The sequence below is a fragment of the Pseudarthrobacter sp. Pseusp20 genome (genome assembly GCF_059492155.1).
Genome location: NZ_CP168521.1, coordinates 1,256,901 through 1,280,493, shown reverse-complemented (window position 1 = coordinate 1,280,493; position 23,593 = coordinate 1,256,901). Strand labels below are relative to the sequence as shown.

At 65.2% G+C, this 23,593-nt stretch carries 25 protein-coding genes and 1 pseudogene; 10 read left to right on the top strand and 16 right to left on the bottom strand.

Annotated elements, in window-relative coordinates; translation table 11 throughout:
* Positions 1–46: 46 nt before the first annotated feature.
* A pseudogene (locus ACEN9K_RS06085) lies at positions 47–787 on the top strand (alpha/beta fold hydrolase).
* Between the two features lie 17 nt (positions 788–804).
* On the opposite strand, the gene ACEN9K_RS06080 reads toward ACEN9K_RS06085, so the two are convergent.
* From ACEN9K_RS06080 to ACEN9K_RS06050, 7 genes are all read right to left on the bottom strand, one after another.
* Positions 805–1,491 (bottom strand): DUF624 domain-containing protein, encoded by a 687-nt coding sequence (locus tag ACEN9K_RS06080; RefSeq protein ID WP_495635356.1) that lies wholly within the window; start codon positions 1,489–1,491, stop codon positions 805–807.
* A 49-nt stretch (positions 1,492–1,540) separates the two neighbouring features.
* Positions 1,541–3,175, bottom strand: coding sequence for an ABC transporter substrate-binding protein (locus ACEN9K_RS06075; protein WP_495635355.1), 1,635 nt, complete (start codon positions 3,173–3,175; stop codon positions 1,541–1,543).
* A gap of 5 nt (positions 3,176–3,180) precedes the next feature.
* On the bottom strand, positions 3,181–4,050 hold the full coding sequence (locus ACEN9K_RS06070) for a carbohydrate ABC transporter permease (RefSeq protein WP_026266084.1): 870 nt from the start codon (positions 4,048–4,050) through the stop codon (positions 3,181–3,183).
* Between the two features lie 83 nt (positions 4,051–4,133).
* On the bottom strand, positions 4,134–5,114 hold the full coding sequence (locus tag ACEN9K_RS06065) for an ABC transporter permease (RefSeq protein WP_018771333.1): 981 nt from the start codon (positions 5,112–5,114) through the stop codon (positions 4,134–4,136).
* A 9-nt stretch (positions 5,115–5,123) separates the two neighbouring features.
* Positions 5,124–7,250: a beta-galactosidase gene (locus ACEN9K_RS06060; protein ID WP_495635682.1), complete on the bottom strand. Its 2,127-nt coding sequence runs from the start codon at positions 7,248–7,250 to the stop codon at positions 5,124–5,126.
* Positions 7,251–7,479: 229 nt separating this feature from the next.
* A complete protein-coding gene (locus tag ACEN9K_RS06055; RefSeq protein ID WP_495635354.1) occupies positions 7,480–8,082 on the bottom strand; it encodes an SOUL family heme-binding protein in 603 nt (200 codons plus the stop codon).
* Positions 8,083–8,141: 59 nt separating this feature from the next.
* Positions 8,142–8,648: a DUF3592 domain-containing protein gene (locus ACEN9K_RS06050; RefSeq protein ID WP_043425439.1), complete on the bottom strand. Its 507-nt coding sequence runs from the start codon at positions 8,646–8,648 to the stop codon at positions 8,142–8,144.
* A 135-nt stretch (positions 8,649–8,783) separates the two neighbouring features.
* Between ACEN9K_RS06050 and ACEN9K_RS06045 the strand changes: the two genes are divergently transcribed.
* Positions 8,784–9,245, top strand: a complete 462-nt coding sequence (locus tag ACEN9K_RS06045) for a MarR family winged helix-turn-helix transcriptional regulator (protein WP_018771337.1) — start codon at positions 8,784–8,786, stop codon at positions 9,243–9,245.
* Positions 9,242–10,498 carry an MFS transporter gene (locus ACEN9K_RS06040; protein ID WP_495635353.1) on the top strand — a complete coding sequence of 419 codons (1,257 nt, stop codon included), beginning with the start codon at positions 9,242–9,244 and terminating at the stop codon, positions 10,496–10,498. Before ACEN9K_RS06045 ends, ACEN9K_RS06040 begins: the two co-directional genes overlap by 4 nt.
* Before the next feature lie 85 nt (positions 10,499–10,583).
* On the opposite strand, the gene ACEN9K_RS06035 is transcribed toward ACEN9K_RS06040, so the two are convergent.
* The 9 genes from ACEN9K_RS06035 to ACEN9K_RS05995 all read right to left on the bottom strand — a co-directional run bounded on the left by ACEN9K_RS06035 (position 10,584) and on the right by ACEN9K_RS05995 (position 16,213).
* Positions 10,584–10,826 carry a hypothetical protein gene (locus ACEN9K_RS06035; protein ID WP_018771339.1) on the bottom strand — a complete coding sequence of 81 codons (243 nt, stop codon included), beginning with the start codon at positions 10,824–10,826 and terminating at the stop codon, positions 10,584–10,586.
* 104 nt (positions 10,827–10,930) lie between these two features.
* Positions 10,931–11,281, bottom strand: a complete 351-nt coding sequence (locus ACEN9K_RS06030; protein ID WP_223993993.1) for a cupin domain-containing protein — start codon at positions 11,279–11,281, stop codon at positions 10,931–10,933.
* 152 nt (positions 11,282–11,433) lie between these two features.
* Complete coding sequence (locus ACEN9K_RS06025; protein ID WP_018771341.1) at positions 11,434–11,823, bottom strand: VOC family protein; 390 nt, start codon at positions 11,821–11,823, stop codon at positions 11,434–11,436.
* Between the two features lie 239 nt (positions 11,824–12,062).
* Positions 12,063–12,386, bottom strand: coding sequence for a hypothetical protein (locus tag ACEN9K_RS06020; protein ID WP_026266086.1), 324 nt, complete (start codon positions 12,384–12,386; stop codon positions 12,063–12,065).
* A gap of 65 nt (positions 12,387–12,451) precedes the next feature.
* Complete coding sequence (locus ACEN9K_RS06015) at positions 12,452–12,796, bottom strand: iron chaperone (protein WP_268002678.1); 345 nt, start codon at positions 12,794–12,796, stop codon at positions 12,452–12,454.
* A gap of 9 nt (positions 12,797–12,805) precedes the next feature.
* Positions 12,806–13,273 (bottom strand): SRPBCC family protein, encoded by a 468-nt coding sequence (locus tag ACEN9K_RS06010; RefSeq protein WP_056389409.1) that lies wholly within the window; start codon positions 13,271–13,273, stop codon positions 12,806–12,808.
* Between the two features lie 30 nt (positions 13,274–13,303).
* Positions 13,304–14,221 carry a 2-hydroxyacid dehydrogenase gene (locus ACEN9K_RS06005; protein ID WP_495635352.1) on the bottom strand — a complete coding sequence of 306 codons (918 nt, stop codon included), beginning with the start codon at positions 14,219–14,221 and terminating at the stop codon, positions 13,304–13,306.
* Positions 14,218–15,000, bottom strand: a complete 783-nt coding sequence (locus ACEN9K_RS06000) for a DeoR/GlpR family DNA-binding transcription regulator (RefSeq protein WP_018771346.1) — start codon at positions 14,998–15,000, stop codon at positions 14,218–14,220. The genes ACEN9K_RS06005 and ACEN9K_RS06000 overlap by 4 nt, the downstream gene beginning before the upstream one ends.
* Before the next feature lie 70 nt (positions 15,001–15,070).
* Positions 15,071–16,213, bottom strand: coding sequence for a Gfo/Idh/MocA family protein (locus ACEN9K_RS05995; protein ID WP_495635351.1), 1,143 nt, complete (start codon positions 16,211–16,213; stop codon positions 15,071–15,073).
* Between the two features lie 139 nt (positions 16,214–16,352).
* Between ACEN9K_RS05995 and ACEN9K_RS05990 the strand changes: the two genes are divergently transcribed.
* From ACEN9K_RS05990 to ACEN9K_RS05960, 7 genes are all read left to right on the top strand, one after another.
* Positions 16,353–17,255 carry a PfkB family carbohydrate kinase gene (locus tag ACEN9K_RS05990; RefSeq protein ID WP_018771348.1) on the top strand — a complete coding sequence of 301 codons (903 nt, stop codon included), beginning with the start codon at positions 16,353–16,355 and terminating at the stop codon, positions 17,253–17,255.
* A 20-nt stretch (positions 17,256–17,275) separates the two neighbouring features.
* On the top strand, positions 17,276–18,160 hold the full coding sequence (locus ACEN9K_RS05985; RefSeq protein WP_495635350.1) for an aldolase: 885 nt from the start codon (positions 17,276–17,278) through the stop codon (positions 18,158–18,160).
* 92 nt (positions 18,161–18,252) lie between these two features.
* A complete protein-coding gene (locus ACEN9K_RS05980) occupies positions 18,253–19,542 on the top strand; it encodes an ABC transporter substrate-binding protein (protein ID WP_144601326.1) in 1,290 nt (429 codons plus the stop codon).
* Positions 19,539–20,495: a carbohydrate ABC transporter permease gene (locus ACEN9K_RS05975; RefSeq protein WP_018771351.1), complete on the top strand. Its 957-nt coding sequence runs from the start codon at positions 19,539–19,541 to the stop codon at positions 20,493–20,495. The genes ACEN9K_RS05980 and ACEN9K_RS05975 overlap by 4 nt, the downstream gene beginning before the upstream one ends.
* Before the next feature lie 4 nt (positions 20,496–20,499).
* Positions 20,500–21,315 carry a carbohydrate ABC transporter permease gene (locus ACEN9K_RS05970; protein WP_018771352.1) on the top strand — a complete coding sequence of 272 codons (816 nt, stop codon included), beginning with the start codon at positions 20,500–20,502 and terminating at the stop codon, positions 21,313–21,315.
* A 79-nt stretch (positions 21,316–21,394) separates the two neighbouring features.
* Positions 21,395–22,834, top strand: coding sequence for an NAD-dependent succinate-semialdehyde dehydrogenase (locus ACEN9K_RS05965; RefSeq protein WP_495635349.1), 1,440 nt, complete (start codon positions 21,395–21,397; stop codon positions 22,832–22,834).
* A complete protein-coding gene (locus ACEN9K_RS05960; protein WP_134165925.1) occupies positions 22,835–23,578 on the top strand; it encodes a sulfite exporter TauE/SafE family protein in 744 nt (247 codons plus the stop codon).
* The last annotated feature ends 15 nt before the right edge of the window (positions 23,579–23,593 follow it).

The window sequence follows — 23,593 nt, the reverse complement described above, 5'->3', positions numbered from 1 at the left end:
TAAATAGTGACACACCCTTGTCCAAGGCGGCTGCGAGGCTATTGGCATGACAACTACTGCAAGCCGTCCCGTCATCATTCTCATCGCCGGCCACTGGCTGGGCGCCTGGGCGTGGGATGAAGTGCTGGAACACCTGGCAACCGACCAATCCCGCGCCGTCGCGATGACGCTGCCCGGTCTCGACGGGGACGATCCCGGGCGTGCGGCAAAGACCCTCGACGACCAGGCCGCGGCGGTCCTGGACGTCATCAGCCAACTCGGGGCCTCTGGGGACCACCCCGCCACTCTCGTCGCCCACAGCGGGGCAAACGCCCCCGTCAGCCTCGTCCTGGACCGACACCCTGAGCTTGTCCATCGAGTGGTGTGGGTCGACTCCGGCCCTGTGGCACCGTGAAGCGCCTTCGGCCCGGGCATCCCGGAGGAGTTGGCGGAGCTTCCGCTGCCGCCCTTCGATGTCCTGGCCCAGCAGGCGAGCCTCGACGGCCTGAGCCCAAAAGTCCTCGAGCGTTTTCGGGCCCGGGCTGTCCCTGAACCCGGCCCTGTGCTTCGTCAGGCCGTCGAGCTCACGAACGATGCCCGCCACAAGGTCCGGACCACCCTGGTGTGCTGCTCGATCCCGGGCGCGCAGGTGCTGGAGCTCGCCCGCTCCGGGCATGCCATGTTTGCCGAAGTGGCGAACATTGAACACCTCGACGTCATCGACCTCCCAACGGGGCATTGGCCCATGTGGAGCCGTCCCCGCGACCTCGCCGGGGCCATCCAGTCAGCGGCTTCCCGAACCAGCTGAACTGCACCCATGACCGGTCAGGCGGCGGTGAATTTCTCCTCAACCAGCGCCAGCAGCGGCCGGGAGTTCAGGCACACCAGAAACACTACGGTGCCGGCGAGAACCGGCAGCAGGTACGCAGTGGTCACCAGCAGCAGGGTTCCCGCGACGAACAGGATCCCGGCGTTGCCCAGTGAAACCCGCTTCCGGGCACTGAAGCTGTACAGGGAGAGCCGGTAGAGGTCCCGGGTCCGGAACGAAAACCTGGACAGCAGCAGCAAAGCATTCAGGCCGGCGGTGGCCACGAGCACTGCGAGGAGCAGCATCGCCGGCCTGAGCGCGGGCGTGGCCGGGTTGCCCGGATGCAGCGAGGACAGCCCGGCCAGGTTGACCGCGATGACGGCCAGAACCAAAAGGTACGGCACCCAAACCTGCAGGGCCTGCCCCAGATTCATCCGGTACCCGCGGACGAAGTCCTGGTAAACCCCGCCCTCATGGCCGGCGGCCATTCGGTTGAATGCGTACATGCACGCCACCAGGGCCGGCCCCGCCGGAACGAGTGCCACCACAAGGGGCCAGGCCCCCGCGATGGGTGCCGCCATCAGGGCCGGCAGCAGCAGGATATTGGCCAGCCCCAGGAGGACCGAGCCCATCATCACGCCCGCAACGGTACCGGCCGCCCTGAACAGGGGGCCGGCTCCGTACTCCGCCTTCTTCTGAACCACTGACTGCCTTTCGGTCACCGCGGAAGGCCCGCGGCCGCCGTCGTACGCCCTACTTCTTTTCGGCGTATGCCTTGTAGGCCTTGTTGGCCAACTCTACGTATTTGCCCATGCCCTTGCTGTCCAGCTCTTTGACGTAGGCGTCGAACTCCGAGAGGCTGCGCTGGCCGGTGATGAACTTCAAGGTGTTCTGCTTGACGTGGTCCTTCAGTGGCGTGAGAGTCAGGGTGGCTTGCTCCCGGTCGGTGTCGCTGAACGGGACGGGCGGGGCAACGGGCCTGGGCTTCTTGCTCTTCATGGCCTTTTGGAAGGCCAGCTCTTCCTCATTGAAGGTGGACTGGAGCAGGTCCGTGGTGCCCCCGTAGGCGAAGTTACCGCCGGAGAAGCCGTAATCCACGCGCAGGTCTTTGGTGCCGCCCGGATTCAGGCCCTGGAAGTTGATGTCCTTGGCCAGGATGCGTTTGCCGCCTTCCTTGTTGTAGGTGGTGCCCTGCACCCCCCACTTGGCGAACTCCTGGCCTTCGTCGCTGTAGAACAGCCAGTCGATGTACTGCATCAGCGCCACGAAGCTGTCCTTGTCCTTCACGGACGCGTTCAGCATGATGCCGTTTTCCAGCCGGGAACCGCCAATGACATCGCCTGCGGGGCCGCCGGGAACCGTGATCTTTCGGACGGCGAAGTTGCCCTTCCCCAGAGACTGCTCCATTGACGTGCGGTACGTGATGATGTTTTGGGAGTTGGCGCTGATCACAAACGACTTGCCCGAGGTGAACTTCTGGATGGCCGAATCATCGGTCTGTGTGAAGCTTTCCGGATCCATCAGCCCCTCCGAAACCAAGGAGTTGAAGTAGGTCACAAGATCCTTGAACTGGCCGCTGCCGGCACCGAAGGCGAACTCCTTCTTGCCTTCATCGAACGTCAGTCCGTCCACCAGGCCCCAGCCTGCCACGGTGCCAAAGGCGGTGCCGGCAATGTTCAGCACGCTGTTGCCGTTGAACCGGTCGGAAAAGGGCACCACATCGGGATGGTTCTTCTTGAGTTTGCGCAGCACCTCCCGGAACTCGTCCCAGGTCGTGGGCTCCGCGATCCCGTCCTTCTCCAGCACGTCGGTCCGGAACGCCAGCGTGTAGTCCGGCCAGAGTTCCTCGTGCAGACCGGGCAGGACGTAGTACTTGCCGTCCTCCTGGGTGAGGCCTGCAATCTCAGGCTCCAGCTTCCACTTCTTGATCTTGTCCTGGTAATGCGGCATGAGGTCCACGTAGTCGCTGACGGGAAGGACGGCGCCGGAGGATACATACGCGCTCTCCTGCCCCGGGTAGGTCTTGGCAATTATCTCCGGAGCCTTGCCGGAACTGATCAACAGGCTGCGCTTCTGCTCGTAGTCGCTGCTGGGAACGATGGTCGGTTCCAGGGTGACGTTGTTGTCGCTGGCCATCTTGGAGAACAGGAGCCAGTCCTTCTTGTATGGATAGGTGGGCTGATCGCTGAACAGGAAGGTGAAGCTCAGCGGCGCCGTCGCCTTGAACGTGTCCCCAACCCCAAAGCTGTCCATCGCACCATTGCGGGCCTTTGAGGTATCGGCCTTGCTGCCGGAGTCAGAGTCACATCCCGCCATCACCAGGCCGAAGGCTGCGAGCGCGGACAGGCCGAGGAAATCTCGTCTGCGGATCATGGGTTTTCCTTTCATAAGGGTTATTCCTTGACGGAGCCGAGCATGACGCCCGAAAAGAAGTACTTCTGGACAAAGGGGTAGACGCAGAGGATGGGGATCACGGTCAGGACGATGGTGACGGACTGGATGTTCGCGGCAATCTGGCCCACGTTCTCCGCCGTACCGCCGGCGGAGCCTGCCGTGGTGACGCCGGCAATCATGTTGCGAAGGTAGATGGTCACCGGGAACAGATCGGGGTTGTCCAGGTACAGGAACGCCTGGAACCAGGAGTTCCAGTTGGCTACTGCGTAAAACAGGACCATGGTGGCAACGATTGCCTTGCTCAGCGGCAGGACCACCTTGAAAAGCACCCCGTACTGGGTAAGTCCGTCAATGGCGGCCGCTTCCTCCAGTTCACGTGGCATGTTCTCGAAGAACGACTTCATGATGAGCAGGTTGAAGACGCTGATGGCGTTGGGCAGCACTACGGCCCATAAGGTGTCCCGCATTCCAAGCGAGGTGATGAGCACATAGTTGGGGATCAGGCCGCCATTGAAGAACATGGTGAACACCGCGATGCCGATGAACAGGCTGCGCCCCTTCAGGTCCTTCCTCGCGATGGCATACGCGAAGCTGGTGGTCAGCACCATGGAGATAGCCGTGGCCACCACGGTGTACAGAATCGTGTTGCCGTAGTTCCGCCAAAAGACCGAGTCGGCCAGGATCAGCTGGTAAGTCTCGGTGTTGAAGCCCATGGGGAACAGGTTGACCTTGCCGGCGTTAATGAATCCTTCGCTTGAGAAGCTCTGCGCCAGGATGTTCAGGAACGGATACAAGGTCAGGAACACCACCACCAGCAGGAAGGCCAGGTTCACCACCCGGAACAGCCGCATGCTGCGTGAAACCTTCATGTCCTTGACCAGGACACCTGTGTCCTTTGGTGCTGCTTTCGCGCCGGGTTCTTTCACGGCTGTCCCTTTCACAGTTGTCCCCTTCACCACAGGCTCGTTCCGGCGAGCCGCTTGGATATGGCGTTGGCGGAGAGAATCAGCGTGAGGCCGATGACGGATTCGAACATGCCGATCGCCGCCGCGTAGCTGAAGTTCGACGATTCAAGGCCCACCCGGTACAGGTAGGTGGAGATGACATCCGAGGTCTGGTAGTTCAGCGGGTTGTAGATCAGTAGGATCTTTTCGAAGCCCACGGCCATGAACGTGCCGATGTTGAGGATCAGCAGTGTGATGATGGTGGGCCGGATGGCCGGCAGGGTCACATGCCAGGTCTGCTGCCAGCGGTTGGCGCCATCGATCCGGGCTGCCTCGTACAGCGATTCGTCCACCCGGGTCAGGGCGGCCAGGTAGAGGATGGCTCCCCACCCCATGGTCTGCCACACCTCGGAGCTGATGTACATGGGCCGGAACCACGCGGCGTCCTGGGTGAAGTTAACCGTGGTGCCGAACAGCGAGTTGGCAATTTGGTTTACGGTGCCTGTCATGGAGAAGTTCTGCAGGATCATGCCGGCGATGATCACCACGGACATGAAGTGCGGCAGGTAGGCCACGGTCTGGACGAACTTCTTGAACTTCTGCGAACGCAGTTCGTTCAGCATCAGCGCGAAGATGATGGGCATCGGGAAGCAGAACAGCAGTGTCAGCACGCCCAGGATGATGGTGTTCTGGAACGCTTGCCAAAAGCTGGGATCGTTGATGAAGAGGGTGACGTATTTCAGGCCCACCCATTTCTCGCCGAAGATGCTGCCGCCGGGCTGGAACTGCCGGAACGCGATCACGTTGCCTGCCATGGGCAGGTACCGGAAGATGGCGAAGTAGGCCAGCGGCAACAGCACCAGGGTGTAGAGCCGCCAGTCCCGCCTGAAGGCCAGCTTCCAGCCTCCGGGTTTGTTCCGCGGTTTTTCAGTTCGCGCATCGGCGTCCGTGGGGACCGCCTCGGGAGGTACTTCCAATCGCATGGCCATGACTGCCTCCTACCGGCCCGTTTCTGCGGTTGAGTCTTTAGTGGGTATTTCCTCCAGCACCAGCACGCCGTTGGCGGCGAGCTCCACCGTGCCGGTGACATTGGCTCCGGTGAGCTGGTCTGTGCCGCCCTGCCCCACGTCCACCCTGGCGGGTGCATCGTTGTGGTTCAGGACCAGCAGGTAGCTGCGTCCGTTGCCGGCACGACGGCGGACCTGCACTCCCAGCGGCGCGTCCAGTTCCGCGCGGATTCCCGCAGCGGCACGTTCAGTTGAGAGCAGTTCCGCAAGGAAGGAGCTGTCCACCCTGGCCGACAGGTACACGGCAGTGCCGGCGCCGAAGCTGTTGCGGGTGACGGCGGGCGAGCCTTCCAGCCGGCCGGAGGCATAGCTCGCAACAACGTCAGCCGTGGTGGTGTGCAGGTGCTCGGTCCAGTAATCGGCTGAGGCCGTACCGCCGTCGGCCGTTGAAAGCTTGACTGCCTCGCCCTCCCCGGCCAGCGGATGCATCTCCTCGCTCCACACTCCCAGGACGTTGCGCAGCGCGCCCGGGTAGCCGCCCAGGAGGATGGTGTTGTCCTGGTCCACGATGCCGGAGAGGTAGCTGGCCACCAGATGCCCGCCGCGGGCCACATAGTCCTCGATGTTCCCGGCGGCCTGGTCGGTGAGCAGGTACGACGCCGGCAGGACCACCATGCCGTACTGGCTGAGGTCGCTGGTGGTGTTCACGAAGTCCACGGATATGTTGGCGTGGAAGAAGGGGCGGTAGAGGCGGAGGACTTCCTGGGCGTAGTTCAGGTCCGAGCGCGGGGAGTTCCCCAGTTCCAGGGCCCACCAGCAGTCCCAGTCGAAGACCAGCGCGACCTTGGCGCTGGAGCGTGTGCCGGTGAGGCCGGCCAGGCCCTTGAGTTCCTGGCCCAGTTCACAAACTTCCCGGAAAATGCGCGTATTGGGCCCGGCGTGGTTGACCATGCCGGAGTGGAAGCGTTCGGTGCCGCCCCTGGCCTGGCGCCACTGGAAGAAGAGGATGGAATCGGCGCCCTGCGCGATGGCCTGGTAGGAGCCAAGCCTCATTTTGCCGGGCAGCTTGGAGACGTTGACGGACCACTGGCTGACGGCGCCGGTAGCCTGTTCCATCACCAGCCATGGCTGGCCGCGGCGGAGCGAGCGCATCAGGTCGAAGTTGAGCGCCGCGGCCACGTGGGCGTCTTCCTCGCGCGGGTCCGGGTAGATGTCCAGGGCCGCGGCGTCCTCCTCAGCAGCCCAGGCCCAGTAATCGTTGTTCTTGTAGAAGCGCATGAAGTTGGTGACAATCGGCAGATCTGGCGTGTACCGGCGCAGGATGTCCCGCTCGGCCTTGTAGTGCTCCAGCATGCTGTCCGAAGTGAACCGGTGGTAATCAAGGCGGCGGGACGGGTTGGACCACGTGCGCGGCTGGGCGGGTGCGTTCACCTGTGACCAGTCGGAGTAGCGCTGTCCCCATACGTCGGTGCTCCATGCCTGGTTCAGGTTCTCCAGGTCGCCGTATTTTTCCTGCAGCCATGCCCGGAAGGCGCGGCCGGCGTACGGGCCGTACGAGACCGGTCCGTACTCATTGTTTACATGCCACATGCGCAGGGCCGGGTGGGCAGCGTAGCGCTCCCCCATCTTCTCTGCCATGGCCAGCGATTTTTCCCGGTAAGCAGGATGGGAGACGTCGAAGTGCTGTCGGGAGCCGAAGCCGAACGTAGAGCCGTCGGCCAGGACGGGCAGGATGTCCGGGTGCTGGGCGATCAACCAGGCCGGCGGGACGGCGTCCGGAGTGGCCAGGTCCACGCCGATGCCGTTCCGGTGCAGCAGGTCCATCACCTCGTCCAGCCAGTCAAAGTCGTAAAGACCGTCGGCTGTCTCGAGCCGGCTCCAGGAAAAGACGGCCAGGGTAACCAGGTTGACGCCCGCTTGCTTCATGAGCCGGACATCCTGGTCCCACACCTCGCGTGGCCACTGTTCGGGGTTGTAGTCACCCCCGTAGGCGATGCCGCCCAGACGTTCGTGCAGGCGTTTGAAGCGGTGTTCGGAGGTGCTGGTGCTGTGCTCGCGGGTCATCATCGTCCTTTTGTTGGCATCATGGCCGCGGGCTCCCACCAGTGCGACCTGCATCACAGTGAGAAACTATCGTAAAGTTTCAGCAATAACAACAGAAAAGGGAAAGTGGGAGGAGACTCCGCGTCCCCTGCAACCATCCATAAGGGCGGCGATACCCAGAGAATGGGGCAGCGGAGTGCGGACTGGCCATCCGATATGCATGGTTGCCCGAATAGGGATCTTCCCGGGCAGGCAGGAAAGTATCGGGTGGGGAGGGGAAAGAAACCTACAGCACTGCTTCCAGCTAAGCGCCCGGTGCCGTTCCACCCGCCTGGGGTTCCAGGACATCCTGGACAACCTCATTGTGGCGCAGGAACCACGGCTTGAACGGCGGGTCGAAGCGGGCGAATCTCGGCGTCCCCACGGGAGTCAGCCCGGCCAGGGTGAGCGCAGCCTGCAGGCCGTCGTTGCGCTTCTGGAAAGCCGATGCCGAACCGCTGCCGGAGAATCCCAGCACTGCGGCAAGGGAACCTGGCACCGTGCGGATCCTGACCATGGGATCGGCAGGGACCGGAGCGCCGTCAGCTGTCACGCCGGCCGGAAGGACGAACGCCACCGAATATTCGGCAGGCTCCCCCGACCCCGGCACCGGACCGGACTGGAGTACGGGGGTGGTCATTGCCAGTTTCCGGGGCCCTGGTTCCTGGAGCACCGGAGCGGTCATGGCCAGTTTCTGCCGGGCATTATTGCTGCCGCTGATGTAGTTGAAGAGATGCCGGAAGGCGGCATTGCCGGCGCGGTCAAAATCCGCGGTGACCGTCACTTCGGCCACCACGTAGTCCGGATACCGGCGCAACTCGAAATGCGGATAGCGCCGGATCAATTCAAAGGGCTGCTGCTCGGTCATGGTGGACCGAGCCTACGCCCGCCGAGCCGCAGCGGCCAGACCCAAGAGCCGTGACAGTCTCAGACCACGTGGTTTGTGGCGGGTTTCCGGAATTTGGCACGGAGGGCCGCGGTGCCAACCCCAAGGCAGAGCAGCAGTCCCAGCCCGCCGAAGATGACGGTCAGCACAATGCCCACGCCACGGAACCACACACCGTCGCTCTCATAACCCAGCACAACGGCCCTGGCCGGGTCATTTTCGGCATAGACCACCGTGGCTTCGCTGCCGACGACGGGATGCTGGTCGTGGTCAACGGCCGCGAACGTCCTGTGGGGCAGCCCGTCCGCCGCCGTGAATTCAACCTGCATCCTGCGCGAGGAGGCTTTGGTGACGTCCTTGAAGTGGACGATCGTTCCGGTGGCCTGTGTCCCGGTCCGCGCAAGCTCCTCGTCGGCGTTGATCATGAAACTGCCCACGCCAATCAGGATCGGGCCCAGGCAGATGACCAGGACGGCCACCGCAAGGTTCGCTTTTCCTTTCCACGACAACGCGGATTTGCGCTTTACATCAGCTCTGCCCCCAGTCACGCATCCCATTCTGCCGGAGCATGTCACCAAACCCACACCGCAGGCTGTTGCCCATTGATAAGCAAGCAGACCATAATAGTTAGCAGAACTAATTAGCACTGCTAAGGAACGTCAGCAGGAGGCGCACCCGCATACATGTCACCCACCCAAACGAAGAACACAGCAACCGCAGACCCCACCACGCCCGATACCCTCGCCATCGAGCTCCGCACCGCCGTGATGCGTACTTCACGCCGGCTCCGCGTTGAGGCAACGGGCGACATCATCACCCCCGGGCAATACACGGTCCTGGCCCTGCTGAACGGCAGCGGCCCCAGCACGCTCCGGGCACTTGCCGAGAGTGAGCACGTCCAGGCCCCGTCCATGACCAGGATCGTCAACGCGCTCGCCGACCAGGGCTTCGTCACCAGGAGCGCAGACCCCGACGACGGGCGGCAGGTCCGCGTGGACATCACGGATGCGGGAAGGACGGTCCTCGCCGAGGCACGGAGCCAGCGGACGGCCTGGCTGGCCCAGCGCGTGGCCGGGCTCAGCGAGGACGACAGGCTTACCCTCAGCCGGGCGGCCCGCATCATGCAGGAAATGAGCGGCAAATGAGCGCGATGTTCCGGGCCCTCGAAAACCCCAACTACCGCATCTGGGCCAGCGGTGCGATCGTTTCCAACATCGGCACCTGGATGCAGCGCGTGGCCCAGGACTGGCTGGTCCTGACCGTTCTCACCGACCACTCAGGCGCCGCCGTCGGCCTCACCACGGGCCTGCAGTTCCTGCCCATGCTGCTGTTCGGCCCTTACGGCGGAGTCCTGGCTGACCGGTACCGGAAACGCATTATCCTCATGTGGACGCAGTTGGCCATGGCATCCACCGGCCTCGCCATCGGCCTCCTGGTGGTGACCGGCACCGCCCAACTGTGGCATGCGTACGTGGCGGCCTTCTGCCTGGGCGTTGCCAGTGCCGTTGACGCACCGGCGCGCCAGGCCTTCGTCTCGGAACTGGTGGGGCAGGAGAACATCTCCAATGCGGTGGCCCTGAATTCCGCCTCCTTCAACACCGCCCGGCTCACAGGCCCCGCGATCGCGGGGGTGCTCATCGCCTGGGTGGGAACGGGCCCGGTGTTCCTGCTCAACGCGGCGAGCTTCGCGGCCGTCCTGGTCTCGCTGTTCAGGATCCGCATTACCCAGCCCGCCCCGGTGGCAAAGGGCGAGCGGAACAAGCACCAGGTGGTTGAGGGCATCCGCTACGTGCGCCGAAGGCCGGACTTGATGCTGATCATGGTCCTGGTGGGCATCCTGGGCGCGTTCGGCATGAACTTTCCCGTCATCAACTCGCTGATGGCCACCACCGAATTCCGCATGGGCCCGGGTGAATTCGGGCTTCTCGGTTCCATCATGGCGGTGGGCACCCTGGCCGGCGCCCTCCTGGCGGCCCGCAGGTCCCGTCCTCGGCTGAGGTTCCTGCTGGGCGGGGCGCTGGGCCTGGGTGTCTTCACCATCCTGGGCAGCGTCGCGCCGTCTTTCTGGGCCTACGCTGCCCTCCTCATTCCCGTGGGGCTGGCGTCCATCACGTTCCTGAACAGCTGCAATACCAGCATCCAGCTGTCCGTGGAGCCACAGTTCCGCGGTCGCGTGCTGGCCCTGTACCTGGCCATCCTGCAGGGCGGCACCGCCCTGGGTTCACCGCTGGTCGGTTGGATCGGGAGCCAGTTCGGCGCCCGCTGGTCCGTGGCCGCAGGCGGGATCGTGGTGCTGCTGGCGGGTGTCGCAGCCGTCATCGCGGTCACCAGGCGGAACCGGCTCACCCTCCGCGCCGCCCTGCGGCTGGCGCTGGGGCGGCGCCAGCCCGCCGTTTGAATTGGCTGGCGGGGGAAGGAACAGACGGCTTATTTGGGCCGTGGGCCGGTCCCCCAATGTCACACGTTACCGACCCACGGCAGTCTTAGTCCCCCGAAGCGGGCGGGAGGGCCAGCCGGCGCGTGAGTTCGTCGTCGACGAGGCATCGGAGAGCGGACGCGTGGTCCGGTTCGGTGGAGGAATCTTGGCCGACGAGCGCGTGGCGCAGCAGGAGCAGGTCGGCGGCCGGGACGAGCGGCCAGCGCCGGAAGGCATGGAACACCCTGCCCTGTGAGCTGGTGCCGGGACGGATCCTCCCGGAAGGTGGCTGGTCAGCAGCGGCGTCCATCAGTGGCCCCCATGAGTAACTTGCCAGCTGACTGCTCAACCACGGGTATGCACAAGATACCCAGAACACGGCGGATAAGCCACCGGTTTTTACAACACGTGGACTTATGACGGAAGCTTGGTGACGATATCCACGGAGATTTCCACCGCCGGGACCGTCCCCCTGTTCTCCAGCCAGTGGGTGGTGTTCCGGTCCTCCGGCCAGCCCACTCCGGGCCCATAGTCCGTGGCGGCGCCGTCGCGGTGGTCGGTGATGGTTCCCTGCAGGATAAAGACGGTTCCGGGTCGCCCCACATGGTCATGGAGGGGCCCGAAGACCCCACCCGGGTCGATCGTCACCATCCGCATCCGCAGCTGGCGGCCTTCCATCCCGTCAATCTCGCCGTCAAGGTCTACGGCCGCCAGCAACTCCACCGAGACGCCTTTTGTCTCCGGAACCATGTCTTCCGCGCCCATTCCCGTGCCTTCCTTTCAGGCCGCTTACGACGGCGGCGCCGGCCTGCCGCTGCCACGCACCCGGGTGCGGGTGCTTCGGGCGGCACGTGCCGGCGTCGTACTTATGGCTTTGCTGCCAGGTGATTGAGTATGCGCCTGTGCAAGGCGGATGGCTACGTGACGGGGATCGAGGAAATGTTCAGGATGTTGCCCTCGCTGTCGAGGAACCACGCACCCTTGCCCATGCCTTCCATCGTTGCGATGCCGTTCTCGGTCTTGAGTCCCGGCATGTCGTACTCCTCAAAGACGACGCCGCGGCCCCGCAGTTCCTCCACTTCCTTTTCGACGTCATCGACGCCCCAGGACATCTGGGTGTTCTTGGCGGAACCGGCGTTGTCCGTCTGGTAGAGCAGGAAGCCCGTTCCCTTGCCGCAGCGGTAGATAAGGTTGTCGTTTTCGACCGTCTGGACCGGCTCCAGTCCCAACTTGTCCCGGTAAAACTCCCGTGCCCGGTCAATATCCTTGGCCGGCAGCACAGCCATGATTTCCCTATCCTTGAGCATGACAATTCTCCTTGTGCATTTAGTGGCGTTGCTCTCCCCCTGAAACAGTCCGGCCGTCCCGGCCGGGCCTCGTGGCCGTCCTTCCCGCCGATTGCCGGGGCGGCCACCTGGAACCCCTGGTTCCGCCGTGGCACAGGACAGCGGCGGGAGGTTCCCGAAGTCTACGAGGCCATTATGGAACCGAATTACCGGGGACGAAATAGGGGAATTTTATGGAATGCCGGGCCGCCGGCCGGCGCTTATTTCCGGGCCGAGCGCGCCGCTTTTCGGAACGCCGCGCCGGCCACAGAAACCAATGGGACAAGGCACACCAGCATGGCGATGGTGTTGGGGCGGAAGACCGCGCGCCCATTCACGGTCCGGTACACGCCCAACGGGACAACGAAACCGCCGCCCCCGCCGCCCGATGCCCCCTGGTCCGATTCCGTGCCGCCGCCAAAACCGAAGGACACCAGCGCCACCGGCACAATGTCCTCCCCGCCCACATTCACGGGAGAGCCGTACGCGCGGGCAACGCCCATGTTCTTGAAGGAGTCTGCGAGGGAGGAGAGAGTATCAGCCATGGCACCACGCTATGCACTGGCGCGGCCGGCTGGAAGGACCATAGGTCCCGCCGTCGTCCTGCGCCCTATTTCCGTATTTCCGCCATCCGCAGCCGGACGATGTCAGCGAGCACGTCGTCCGGCACTGGATGGTCCGCCGTGAAGCGGATGGTCCCCTTGGACAGGGAGTACCCCTCCAGCCGGGCGGCCACTGCCTCCACCACCGCGGAGGAGAACGGGAAAACCGAGAGGTGCTTTGCTGCGGCCACGGCCGCCACCAGCGGTTTGCCGTCCAGTTTGAGGGCGGGCATGCCGTAGCTCATGCCCTCCGTGGCGTCGGGAGCCAGGGACCGCGCAATCTCCACCACGTGCTGAAGGCAACTGCGGTCCGGTCCGTCAATCCTGTCCAGGGCTTCGTCAACGACACCCATGTGGCGGCCTCAGCTCTTTCGTGCCGCCACTGTGGCAGCCAACGCGGCCAGGCCGCGTTCGAAATCGGCGCCCACCATCTTGTCCATGTTCATGAACAGTGCGAACACCCTCCCCAGGCCCTTGTTCTCGCCGGTCATCCGCCAGGTCACTTCGGTGCCGCCCGGGGCAGGGGTGAACGTGAAGGTGGTGGGGTTCAGGGCCTTGAAGGGCTTGGTGAACTGCAGCCGGATCCGGACCAGATTCGACGGCACCGACTCCTCGATCTCCATGGTGCCGCTGCCCGCCTTGCGGTTGCCGCTCCACTCATACCCGGCCCCCGTGCCTGCTTCAGTGCCGAAGTAGCGGCGGCTCATGCCGGGGTCGATGGTCTCCCAGGGGGACCAGGCAGTCCATTCGTGGAAGTTGTTGACGAGCGGAAAGATGTCTTCGGCGGCGGCAGGGATGACGGAACTGCGGCGGACTTCAAAAGTGGACATGGGCCAAGCATAGGGCGGGAACCGCCGCGGTTAAGGGAGGACCACGTTCACCGGGTCCTTGCCCTCCAACAGCAGCCCGATCTGCTTCCTGAGCAACCGGACCATCCGGGGGAACATGGCCGAACTGGCGCCGCCCACGTGCGGTGTGATGAGCACGCCGGGAGTGGTCCAGAGCGGATGGTCGGCGGGCAGCGGCTCCGGATCGGTGACGTCCAGCGCGGCCCGGAGCCGTCCGCTTGCGGTCTCTGCCAGCAAGGCCCCGGTATCCGCCACAGGGCCGCGGGCCACGTTGACCAGCAGGGCCCCGTCCGGCATGGCCGCCAGGAACTTCGCATCCACCAACTGCCTGGTGTCTTCGCCCAGGGGGACGCTGACCACCACAACCTCGTGCAGCGGCAGCTGCTGGTACAGCGAATCGATCCCGAGGATGGTCCCGCGCTCATCGTCGCGGGCGCGGCTGGCCATCCGGGTGACGTCGGTTTCGAACGGCAGGAGCCGGGCCTCGATGGCGTTGCCCACTCCCCCGTAACCCACCAGCAGCACGCGCCGGTCCGCCAGGCTGGGCCGCTGGCTGTTGTCCCACGTACCGGTTTCCTGGTTCCGGACAAAGTCCGGAATGCCGCGCTGGGAAGCAACCATCATCCCCACGGCGAGCTCCGCCGTCGAGGTTTCATGGACTCCCGCCGCGTTGGCGAAGGTGACGCCGGCGGGCAGCACCGAGGCGACGCCGTCGTACCCGATGGACTGGCTCTGCACCAGGCCGACGTCCACGCCCTCCAGTGCGGCGAGCGCCGCCGGTTTGCCCATGTAGCCGGGCACCAGCAGATCCAGCCGGCCGTCCGGCGCCGGCCCGGTGAGGTCCCACAGGACAAAGTCGACGCCGTCAATCGGCGCCAGTGCGTCCAGCAGGTCCCGGGACGGCAGGCACACGCGCAGGCGGGCCGTCATGCGGCAACCATCAGCTTGACGTTGGCGGCGCGCAGGGCTGTCTCGATCTCCCGCGGCGGCGGAGCGTCCGTGACCAGGATGTCCACCGCGTCGAACGCCGCCAGCCGCGCCAGCGCGTACCGCAGCATCTTCTGGTGGGTTGCCACCACCACTACCTGTTCCGCTGAATTCATAAGGGCGATCTTAGTGGCGCGCTCCACGTCGCGCTCAATATAGAACGCCTCGTCATGGATGCCGCTGACGCCAATAAAGGCTGTCTTGGCACGGAGCCCGGAGGCGGCGCTGACGGTCATCGGTCCGTTGAACGCCTGGCTGTCCAGCAGCAGCTCCCCGCCCAGGCAGATGGTGCGCGCCGCCGTCAGCTGCAGGCAGCGCTGGATGGCGGGCGCGGAGTGCGTGATGATGGTGCCGGTGAACGACGTGGGCAGTTCCTGCGCGATCTGGTACGTCGTGGTGCCGGCATCAAGGATGATGGCATCCCGTTCGCCAATCATCGAGAGGCACACCCTGGCCACCCGAAGCTTCGCGTCCGCGTCCTCCCGGACGCGCGCGGCGAAGTTCGCGTTCTGGCCATGACCGTCCACGGCGCTGACGCCGCCGTGGACCACCCGGGCCAGTCCGCGCTTGGACAGCACCCGGGTGTCCCTCCGCACCGTCATGTCGGAGACGGCAAAGGTCTCCGCCAGATCATTTGTTGAAATGAACCCCCGGCGGCCCAGCTCATCGAGGATGGTGCGCTGGCGGGGTGTCAGCGGCGCCTCTTTATCTGCGGTGCCCATTGGCTGTTCTCCCTCCCCCGTGCGCCGGGCAGGAGCCTGGCGGGATGTTGCAATTCCAACATGTATCTTCTTATGAACGTACCCCGAGGGCGGCATTGCCAAGCTCAACGGGGCGTCCTTCCGTAATAGAGCGTTCGGCGGCCAGGCCCATGCGTACGGACCGCAGTCCGTCCGCAATGGTGACTTCCACCGGCCCCTCGCCCAGGATGGCCTTCCGGAAGCCCTGGTGCTCATAGTAGGTGGAGCCGTGGTGCGCGCCGGCCGCCAGGACAGCCTCATCCACCGGAACCTCGTGCTTTTCGGGACCCAGCGGGGACCGTGGGCTGAATTCAACCGTCGCTTCAGCGTGGTCACCGGGAATCCAGTGGTTGGCGGCCACCGGGATGAGGGTTTCAATCTTGGCAGCATCCCCAACAATGGAGATGCGTTCCTGGAACTTGGATCCCTCGGCGAACATGGACAGCTCCAGCATGGCGCGGCGGCCGCCCTTGAAATCGACGATCACATAGGCGTTGTCCAACATGTCCGACACCCGGCCGTCGTAGACCTCATCCATGTGGTTCACGTCGTGGCCGCCGCTGGCCAAGACGCGTACGGGCTCGTCCTGCAGGATCAGGCGCATCAGGTCAAAGAAGTGGCAGCACTTTTCCACCAGCGTCCCGCCGGTCCGTTCCGCAAAGCGGTTCCACGCATCCACCTTGTGCAGGAACGGAAAGCGGTGCTCCACGATGGAGAGCATGTGGATGTTGCCCAGCCTGCCGCCATGCGCCGCCTGGATGATCTCCTGGACCGGCGGCATGTACCGGTATTCCATGGCCACCCACACCGGGGCCGGGTAGCTGCCGGCCAGCGCCTCCAGTTCGTCCGCCTGCTCCGCCGTGGTGCACACCGGCTTCTCCACGAGGACCGGAAGGTTGGTGCCGCTGGCGAAGATGTCCTTGAGGATGCCCAGGTGGGTGTCGTTGGGGCTGGCGATCACCAGCGCGTCCACCAGGCCCGAGGCCAGCAACTCCTGGTGGGAAGGGAAAGTCCGCACCTCATGGCCGATCTCCTTCACCGTCTCTTCCAGTGAAGAGGGTGTGGGATCCGAGACTGCGGTGATGCGGCTTCCCGGGATCAGGGCAAGGTTCCGGACGTGTTCGCGTGCCATATGGCCCGCTCCAATGAGGCCATACCGGATGGTCCGGACCGATTCCGCAGTAGGCAATGACATGAGCTGCTCCGTTTCTCTACGTTGAGTGGGCGGGACCACGGCGTTGCATCCCAAACACAACTATACAGAAAGTGTTGTTTTTCCAACATGCTGTGTGTATATTTCTTCAGTATCAGCCGGAACTACAACGAGGTGGAACGTGCCCCAACCGTCAACCGGAACCCTGCTCTTCGTAGGCTGCGCCACTCTTGACGCCATCGCCCTGGTGCAGGACTACCCTGCCGCGGACAGCCGCACCGTAGCCACGGACTTTGCCACGGCGGGCGGCGGACCCGCCGCCACGGCAGCCGTAGCGGCCGCCCGCGCCGGAGCCAGGACGGCCTTTGCCGGCGTCCTGGGAACCGACGAAGAAGGGGACCGCATCGTCAGCGGCCTTCAGGCAGAAGGCGTGGACACCTCCGCCGTGATTCGCGACGCCGGCGTCAAGACCGGTGCCAGCGTGATCGTGGTCAGCAGGGCCACCGAAAGCCGGGCCATCGTCACCCGTCCGGTCCCGCCGGTCAGCTTCCCCGGGGACAGCCGCTTCTCCGAACTGCTCCAGTCAGCGGCCTGGGTCCACACGGACCACCTGGGCTGGAACGCGGTGGCCAATGCCCCCGCGCGGCCGGCCGGCCTGGCCATCAGCGTGGACGCCGGCAACCCCATCCCCGCCTTCAGCCCCCGCGGCGTGGCCCTGTACGTCCCCACCATCGAAAGGCTCCGCGCAGAATACGGCGAGGACCTCTCCCCTGAGTCGCTGCTCCGGAAGGCAATTGACGACGGCGCCTCCGCCGTCGTCGCCACCGCCGGCTCCGAAGGTGCCTGGGTTTTGGAACGCGGCGCCGAACCCGTCCACGTCCCGGCCACGCCCGCCACCATCGTGTCCACCCTCGGCGCCGGCGACGTCTACCACGGCGCCCTGCTCGCCGCCGTCGCTGCCGGACTTCCACTGGTGGAAGCCGCCGTATTCGCCGGGCGCACCGCCTCCGCCTCCTGCGGCGGACTGGACGGCCGGTCCGCCATCCCGCACCAAACCGTCAATCTTGTCCCAGCCTCCAACTGACCACCGAAAGAAGCCACCCCATGAGCCATACCGACCTCTCCCCGCTCCAGCGCCCCTCAGGCGCCTTCGCCATGCTGGCCGTGGACCAGCGCGAAGCCATGCGGAACATGTTCGCCGAACACACCGACCAGCCCGTCACGGACCAGGACCTGCGCGACTTCAAGCTTGAAGCGGCCCGGATCCTGACCCCGTACGCCTCCGGCATCCTGATCGACCGTCAGTTCGCCCTGGACCAGGCCATCGAAGCCGGCGTCGTGGACCCCAACTGCGGGCTCATCGCCTCCGCCGACCACTTCGAATCCGCCCACGGCGAGCTCGTTGGCGAGGTCACCATCGACCGGCTGGTGGATCCGCAGAAGTACGCGGCCCTGGGCGTGAAGGCCCTCAAGCTGCTGGTCCTCTACCGCCCGGACGAGCCCGCCGAAGGCCGTGTGGCCATGGTCCGTGAATTCGTGGAAAGCTGCCGGTCCGCCGGACTGATCAGCATCATCGAGCCCGTCTCCCGCAAGCCCCTGGCAGGCGGCGACTTTGACTGGGATGCCGGCATCCTGGCCGCAGCCAAGGAACTCGGAAGCCTGGGCGCCGACCTCTACAAAGCGGAGGTCCCCTTCCACGGCCAAGCCCCCGAAGACCAGGTCCGCGCCGCCTGCGCCGAACTGACCAAGGCCATCGACGGCCCCTGGGTGGTCCTGTCCTCCGGCGTCCCCGAGGACGTCTTCCCGGATGCCGTTCGGTGGGCCTGCCTGGAAGGCGCCAGCGGCTTCCTCTCCGGACGCGCCGTTTGGGCATCCTGCATCGGTGCCCCCGACGTCGTCGAATCCCTCTCCACCGACGCCGTCCGCCGGCTGCACCGCCTCTGCGCCGTCGTTGACGACGTCGTCTCCGCGCAGAGGACGCACGCGTAGCCATAAGTGGCGCGCACCAACGTCCTGACCGGGGCACACCCTTTCCGCAGTAAGCAAACAAGGCACACCAAACACTCAACGAGGAGATTATTGTGAGTCAGATTTCACGCAGGCAGGCAGTCGCCCTTCTGGGAGCCATGGGCTTCGGCGCCGCTGCGGCAGCGTGCGCCGGGCCCGGCGGTTCCACCAAACCCGGCGGTGCCACCGGACCGGCGGCACCCTCCACCGGCGCCGTGACCGGCAGGGTGTCGTTCGCCCACTGGCGCGGCGAGGACAAGGCCGTGTTCGACGAACTCATCAAGCGCTTCGCCGCCCAGCACAACGGCGTGGAGGTTGCCCAGGACATCTCCACCTCCAACGACTACAACGCCCAGGCCCTCCAGAAGCTGCGCGGCGGCTCGATCGGCGACGCTTTTGCCACCTTCCGCGGCGCCCAGTTCAAGAACTTCACCGAAGCCGGCATCTACACCGACCTCAAGGACAGCAAGGCGGTGGGCAACTACCAGAAGGGGCTGCTGTCCGCGGGCCGGAACGGCGACAGCCAACTGGGCCTGCCCTACCAGGTGGTGTTCCCCATGCCCATGGCCAACGTGGATCTCTTTGACAAGGCCGGTGCGGAGATCGCCCCCAAGAACTGGGATGCGTTCCTGGGCATGTGCGAGAAGCTGGCCTCCGCCGGTGTCATCCCCATCTCCTGGCCGGGCGGCGATGTCGGAAACGGCGGCCAGCTGTTCAACTGCATGATTGCCAACAACGCCCCCGTTGACGACATGTGCGCCCAAATCGAACAGGGCAAGCTCAAGTGCACCGACGACTGGTTCATCAAGATGCTTAACCAGTACAAGGACCTGAAGCCCTTCGTTCAGCCCAACGCCACCGGCACCGCCGTGGAACCGGCCCAGAACCTGTTCTCCCAGGGCAAGGCTGCCATGCTGGCCACCGGCTCCTACCACATCGCCGCCGTGCGGGGACTCGGCGCCAAGTTCCCCATCGACCTGGTGTTCCCCAACACCACTTCCGACGGCAACGGCAAATACGAGGGCGCCTACAACGCCACGTTCATCCTCGGCGTCAACTCGGCCAGCAAGAACCAGGCCGCCGCGGCAGCCTGGATCGATTTCCTCTCCGAGCCCGAAAACGCCGGCTACTACGCCAACCAGACCGCCCAGCACGTGTCCGTGGACAAGGTGGAGTACACCAACCCGGACCTGAAGCGGCTGAGCCCCTGGCTGCAGAAGAAGACCGCGCTCGCAGCCCGCTTCCAGTTCCAGAACCTCGACGTCCGCAATGCGGTGGAGGCCAGTGCCACGGCCGTCATCTCCGGCACCAGCCCGGAACAGGCAGCCGCCGCCGCCCAGAAGATTGTTGATGAACGGCTATGAGCATCCATCCCGGAACCGCAGCCAAGGGCAAGGCGCCGGAGAGCCAAACCTCCGCCAACGCCCCCAAGGTGCGCCGGCGCTCCCCCACCCGGGTGAATCCGGCACTGTACCTCTTCCCACTGCCCGCCGTCGCCGTCGTCGCCTTCTTCCTGGTGATGCCCACGCTGCAGGCCTTCCAGTACGCCATCACGGACTGGAACGGCTTCTCGGCGGCCTTCAACTACGTGGGCCTGGACAACTTCATCCGTGCGTTCACCAAGGACTCGCTGTTCACCAATGCCCTGACCAACAACCTGAAGTTCGTGCTGCTGGTGGTCATCGCCCAAACGGCGTTCTCGCTGGTCCTGGCACTGCTCCTCACCCGGAACTCACGCGGCAGCATCCTGCTCCGCGCCCTGTTCTTCTTCCCCACCATCCTGTCCTCGGTGTCCGTGGCCTTCATCTGGAAGTTCATCTACGACCCCAATTTCGGCCTGGCCAACTCGGTCCTCAGAACCGTGGGGGTGGACGGCGGGGCCTACCTCGGCAATGACGCCCAGGCCCTCTACTGGGTTGCTGTCACCCAGGTGTGGTTCCATTCCGGCCAGATGATGGTGGTCTATATCGCGGGGCTGCAGGCCATCCCCAGGGAACTCTACGAAGCAGCCGAAATGGACGGCGCCAACAAGTGGCAGCAGTTCAAGTCCATCACCTGGCCATTCGTGGCCCCGGCCACGTCCATTGTGGTGGCCTACACCACCGTCCAGTCGTTCAAGGCATTCGACCTGATCCTCGGTATCGCGGGCAACCCGCCCAAGGCTGCCCTGGACATCCTGTCCACCCGCATTTACAGCACCTTTGCCAACTCGGAGTTCGGCTACGCCGCCGCCCAGTCGATCATCTTCATGGCGATGATCGCCCTGGTCACCTGGCTTCAGCGCCGACTGCTCCGGCTGACCCCGAAGGGGGAATAGCAGCATGCTCGCCTCACTAAGCCGCCGCGCCATCCTGGCCATCTATGCGGTCATCATCATCGTTCCACTGACCGTGGTGGCGTTCGGCAGTTTCAAGTCCACGCAGGAACTGTTCGCCGGGCCATTCAGCCTGCCGCACTCCCTCTCCGCCGACAACTTCGCGGAAGTGGTGGGCGGCCAGAACCTGGGCTCATCCTTCATGAACAGCGCGATCGTCACGGGTATCTCCGTGCCGCTCACCCTGTTCCTTGCCAGCCTGGCCGGATACGCCGTGTCCCGGCTGAAGGGATTTATGGCGTGGGCCATCTTCGGGTTCCTGGTCCTGGGCATGGCCATCCCGGCGCAGGCCAACATGGTGCCGCTCTATGTGCTCTTCGGCCGGCTTGGCCTGCTGGACAACCTGGCCGGCCTGGTCGTGGCCAACGTGGTCTCCACGCTGCCCATCGCCGTGTTCATCCTGGGCGGGTTCATGCGGACCCTGCCCAAGGAACTCTACGAGGCCAGCTCCATCGACGGCAGCGGACCGTGGAAGACCTACTTCTCCATCGCCCTGCCGCTCTCGGCGCCCTCCATCGCCGCAGCCGCCATCTTCCTGTTCGTCATCCACTGGAACGAGTTGCTGTACCCGCTGCTGTTCATCCAGTCCCCCGGCAACCGCACCCTGCCGCTGGCTCTGCTGAGTTTCCAGGGCGAGTTCCAAACCAACTACCCGCTGCTGTTCGCCGGCGTGATCCTGGCATCCCTGCCCGTCGTCATCGCCTACGTCTTCCTGCAGCGCTACTTTGTAGCCGGCATCACCGCCGGCGCGAGCAAGGGATAAGGAACCAGGCCCCGGGCCCGGCTTTGGCGGCCGCCCGGAACTGCCGAATCTTTTCCCAGCCATACGAAAGGCACAATCCATGAACCTCAAATCCGCCCGGCACCTCATTAACGGCACCTGGCACACCTCCGGAACCGCCAAGGACGTGATTGACCCGGGCAACGGCACCACCGTGGGAGAGGTGGCCTGGGGCACGGCCGACGATGCCACCAAGGCCGCCGGCGCCGCCGCGGAGGCCTTCAATTCCTGGTCCGGCTCCACCGTCCGCCACCGGGCAGACCTGCTCCGCAACGCCGCCGACCTCCTGGCAGAACGCCGCGACGAACTGGCCCACACCCTGGCACTCGAAGCCGGCAAACGGCTTCCCGAAGCGCAGGGGGAGGTGGACTTCTCCGTGGAGTACTTCCGCTGGTTCGCGGAGGAGGCGCGCCGGGCCACCGGCACCGTCAGCCCGCCTGAACTGCGTGGCCGCCGCCATCTGAGCCTGCGCAAACCCATCGGAGTGGCGCTCAGCCTCACCCCCTGGAACTTCCCGGTCTCCATCCAGGCGCGGAAGCTCGCCGCGATGCTGGCCGCAGGCTGCACGGTGGTGGGCCGGGTGTCTGAGAAGGCGCCGCTGGCTGCCACGGGACTGTTCGAAGTCCTGCACGACGCCGGCTTCCCCGCCGGCGTGGTCAACGTGGTCCACGGCCCCTCCCGTGACATCACCGCCGCCCTGATGTCCCACCCCGCGGTCAGGGCCGTCAGTTTCACCGGATCCACCGGCGTGGGCCGGCAGATCATGGCCTCAGCCTCGGAACGCGTGCTCCGGCCACTGCTGGAGCTGGGCGGCAACGCACCCTTCATCGTGTTCGAGGACGCCGATTTGGACGCCGCCGTCGACGGTGCCGTCCTGGGCCGGCTCCGCAACACGGGCCAGTCCTGCGTTGCCGCCAACCGGTTCCTGGTCCAGGAGGGCATCGCGGAAGAGTTTGCACAGAAGCTGGCCGCCCGCTTTGATGCGATGAGCATTGGCCACGGCGTTCCCGACGGCGGCGCACCGGTCCCGGAGCTCGGTCCCGTTATCGACGCCGAAAGGGTGGCCGCGGTTCAGTCCCTGGTGGACGACGCACTCAGCCGGGGCGCCCGGCAGGTCACCCAGCGCACCGACGTCCCGGCCAAGGGGTCCTTCCTGGCACCCACCCTGCTGACGGACGTCCCGGACGACGCACGCCTGGTGACCGAGGAAGTCTTTGGCCCGGCGGCCGGCGTCGTCACCTTCTCCTCCGAAGAGGACGCCATCAGGAAGGCGAACGCCACCGAGATGGGCCTGGCTGCCTACGTGTGGACCAGCAGCGCCAAGCGCGGCTGGGACATTCCCGAACGCCTCGAAGCCGGCATCGTGGGCGTCAACGATCCCCTGCCCTCCGTTGCTTTCGCTCCCATGGGCGGCGCCAAGCAGTCGGGCCTGGGCCGGGAAGGATCAAGCCTGGGCCTCGAAGAGTTCGAGGAGGTCCAGTACGTGGCCTGGCGGCCGTAAGTGCTGACCACCGGACTGGTGCTGGGCGCCGTCGTCATGGGCGCCGGGATGCAGCGGATCACCGGGATGGGCTTCGCCCTGGTGGCCGCGCCATTCCTGGTCCTGCTCCTGGGCCCGGTGGAAGGAGTAGTGCTGGTGAATGTGTGCGGCGCCGTGACGGCGGGCGCCATCATCTTCCGGGTGGTGCGGGACATCGACTGGAAGCGGTACCTGATGCTCGCGGCCTCGGCGCTGCTCGGCATTGTCCCGGCCGCATTCCTGATCCGGCTGGTCCCGGCGGCGGTCCTGGAAATTTCCATCGGGGTGATCCTCGCCGCCGGGCTGACCATCCTGCTGGCCCTGAAGTCCGCCACGCTGCCGGCGCGCCGGCGGTACCTGCTCACCGCCGGCAGCCTGAGCGGGTTCATGAACACAGCGGCAGGAGTGGGCGGTCCAGCCGTCAGCATGTATTCCATCGCCACCCGGTGGCAGCACAAGTCCTTCGCGGCCACGATGCAACCGTACTTCTTCACCATCGGCGTCTTCTCGCTCATCTCCAAGGCGATCACCGCGCCCCAGACGTTCCCCGTGATGCCCCTGGCGATGTGGCTCGCCGTCGCCCTCGCCTGCCTGGCCGGCCTGGTTCTCGGCGACCTCGCCGCCAAGCACGTCCCCACCCGCGCCGCGCAGATACTGCTGATCGTCCTGGCCTACCTGGGCGCGGCCGCCACCATCATCCGCGGCATATCCGATGCCGTCGCCTGATCCGACATTTTCACC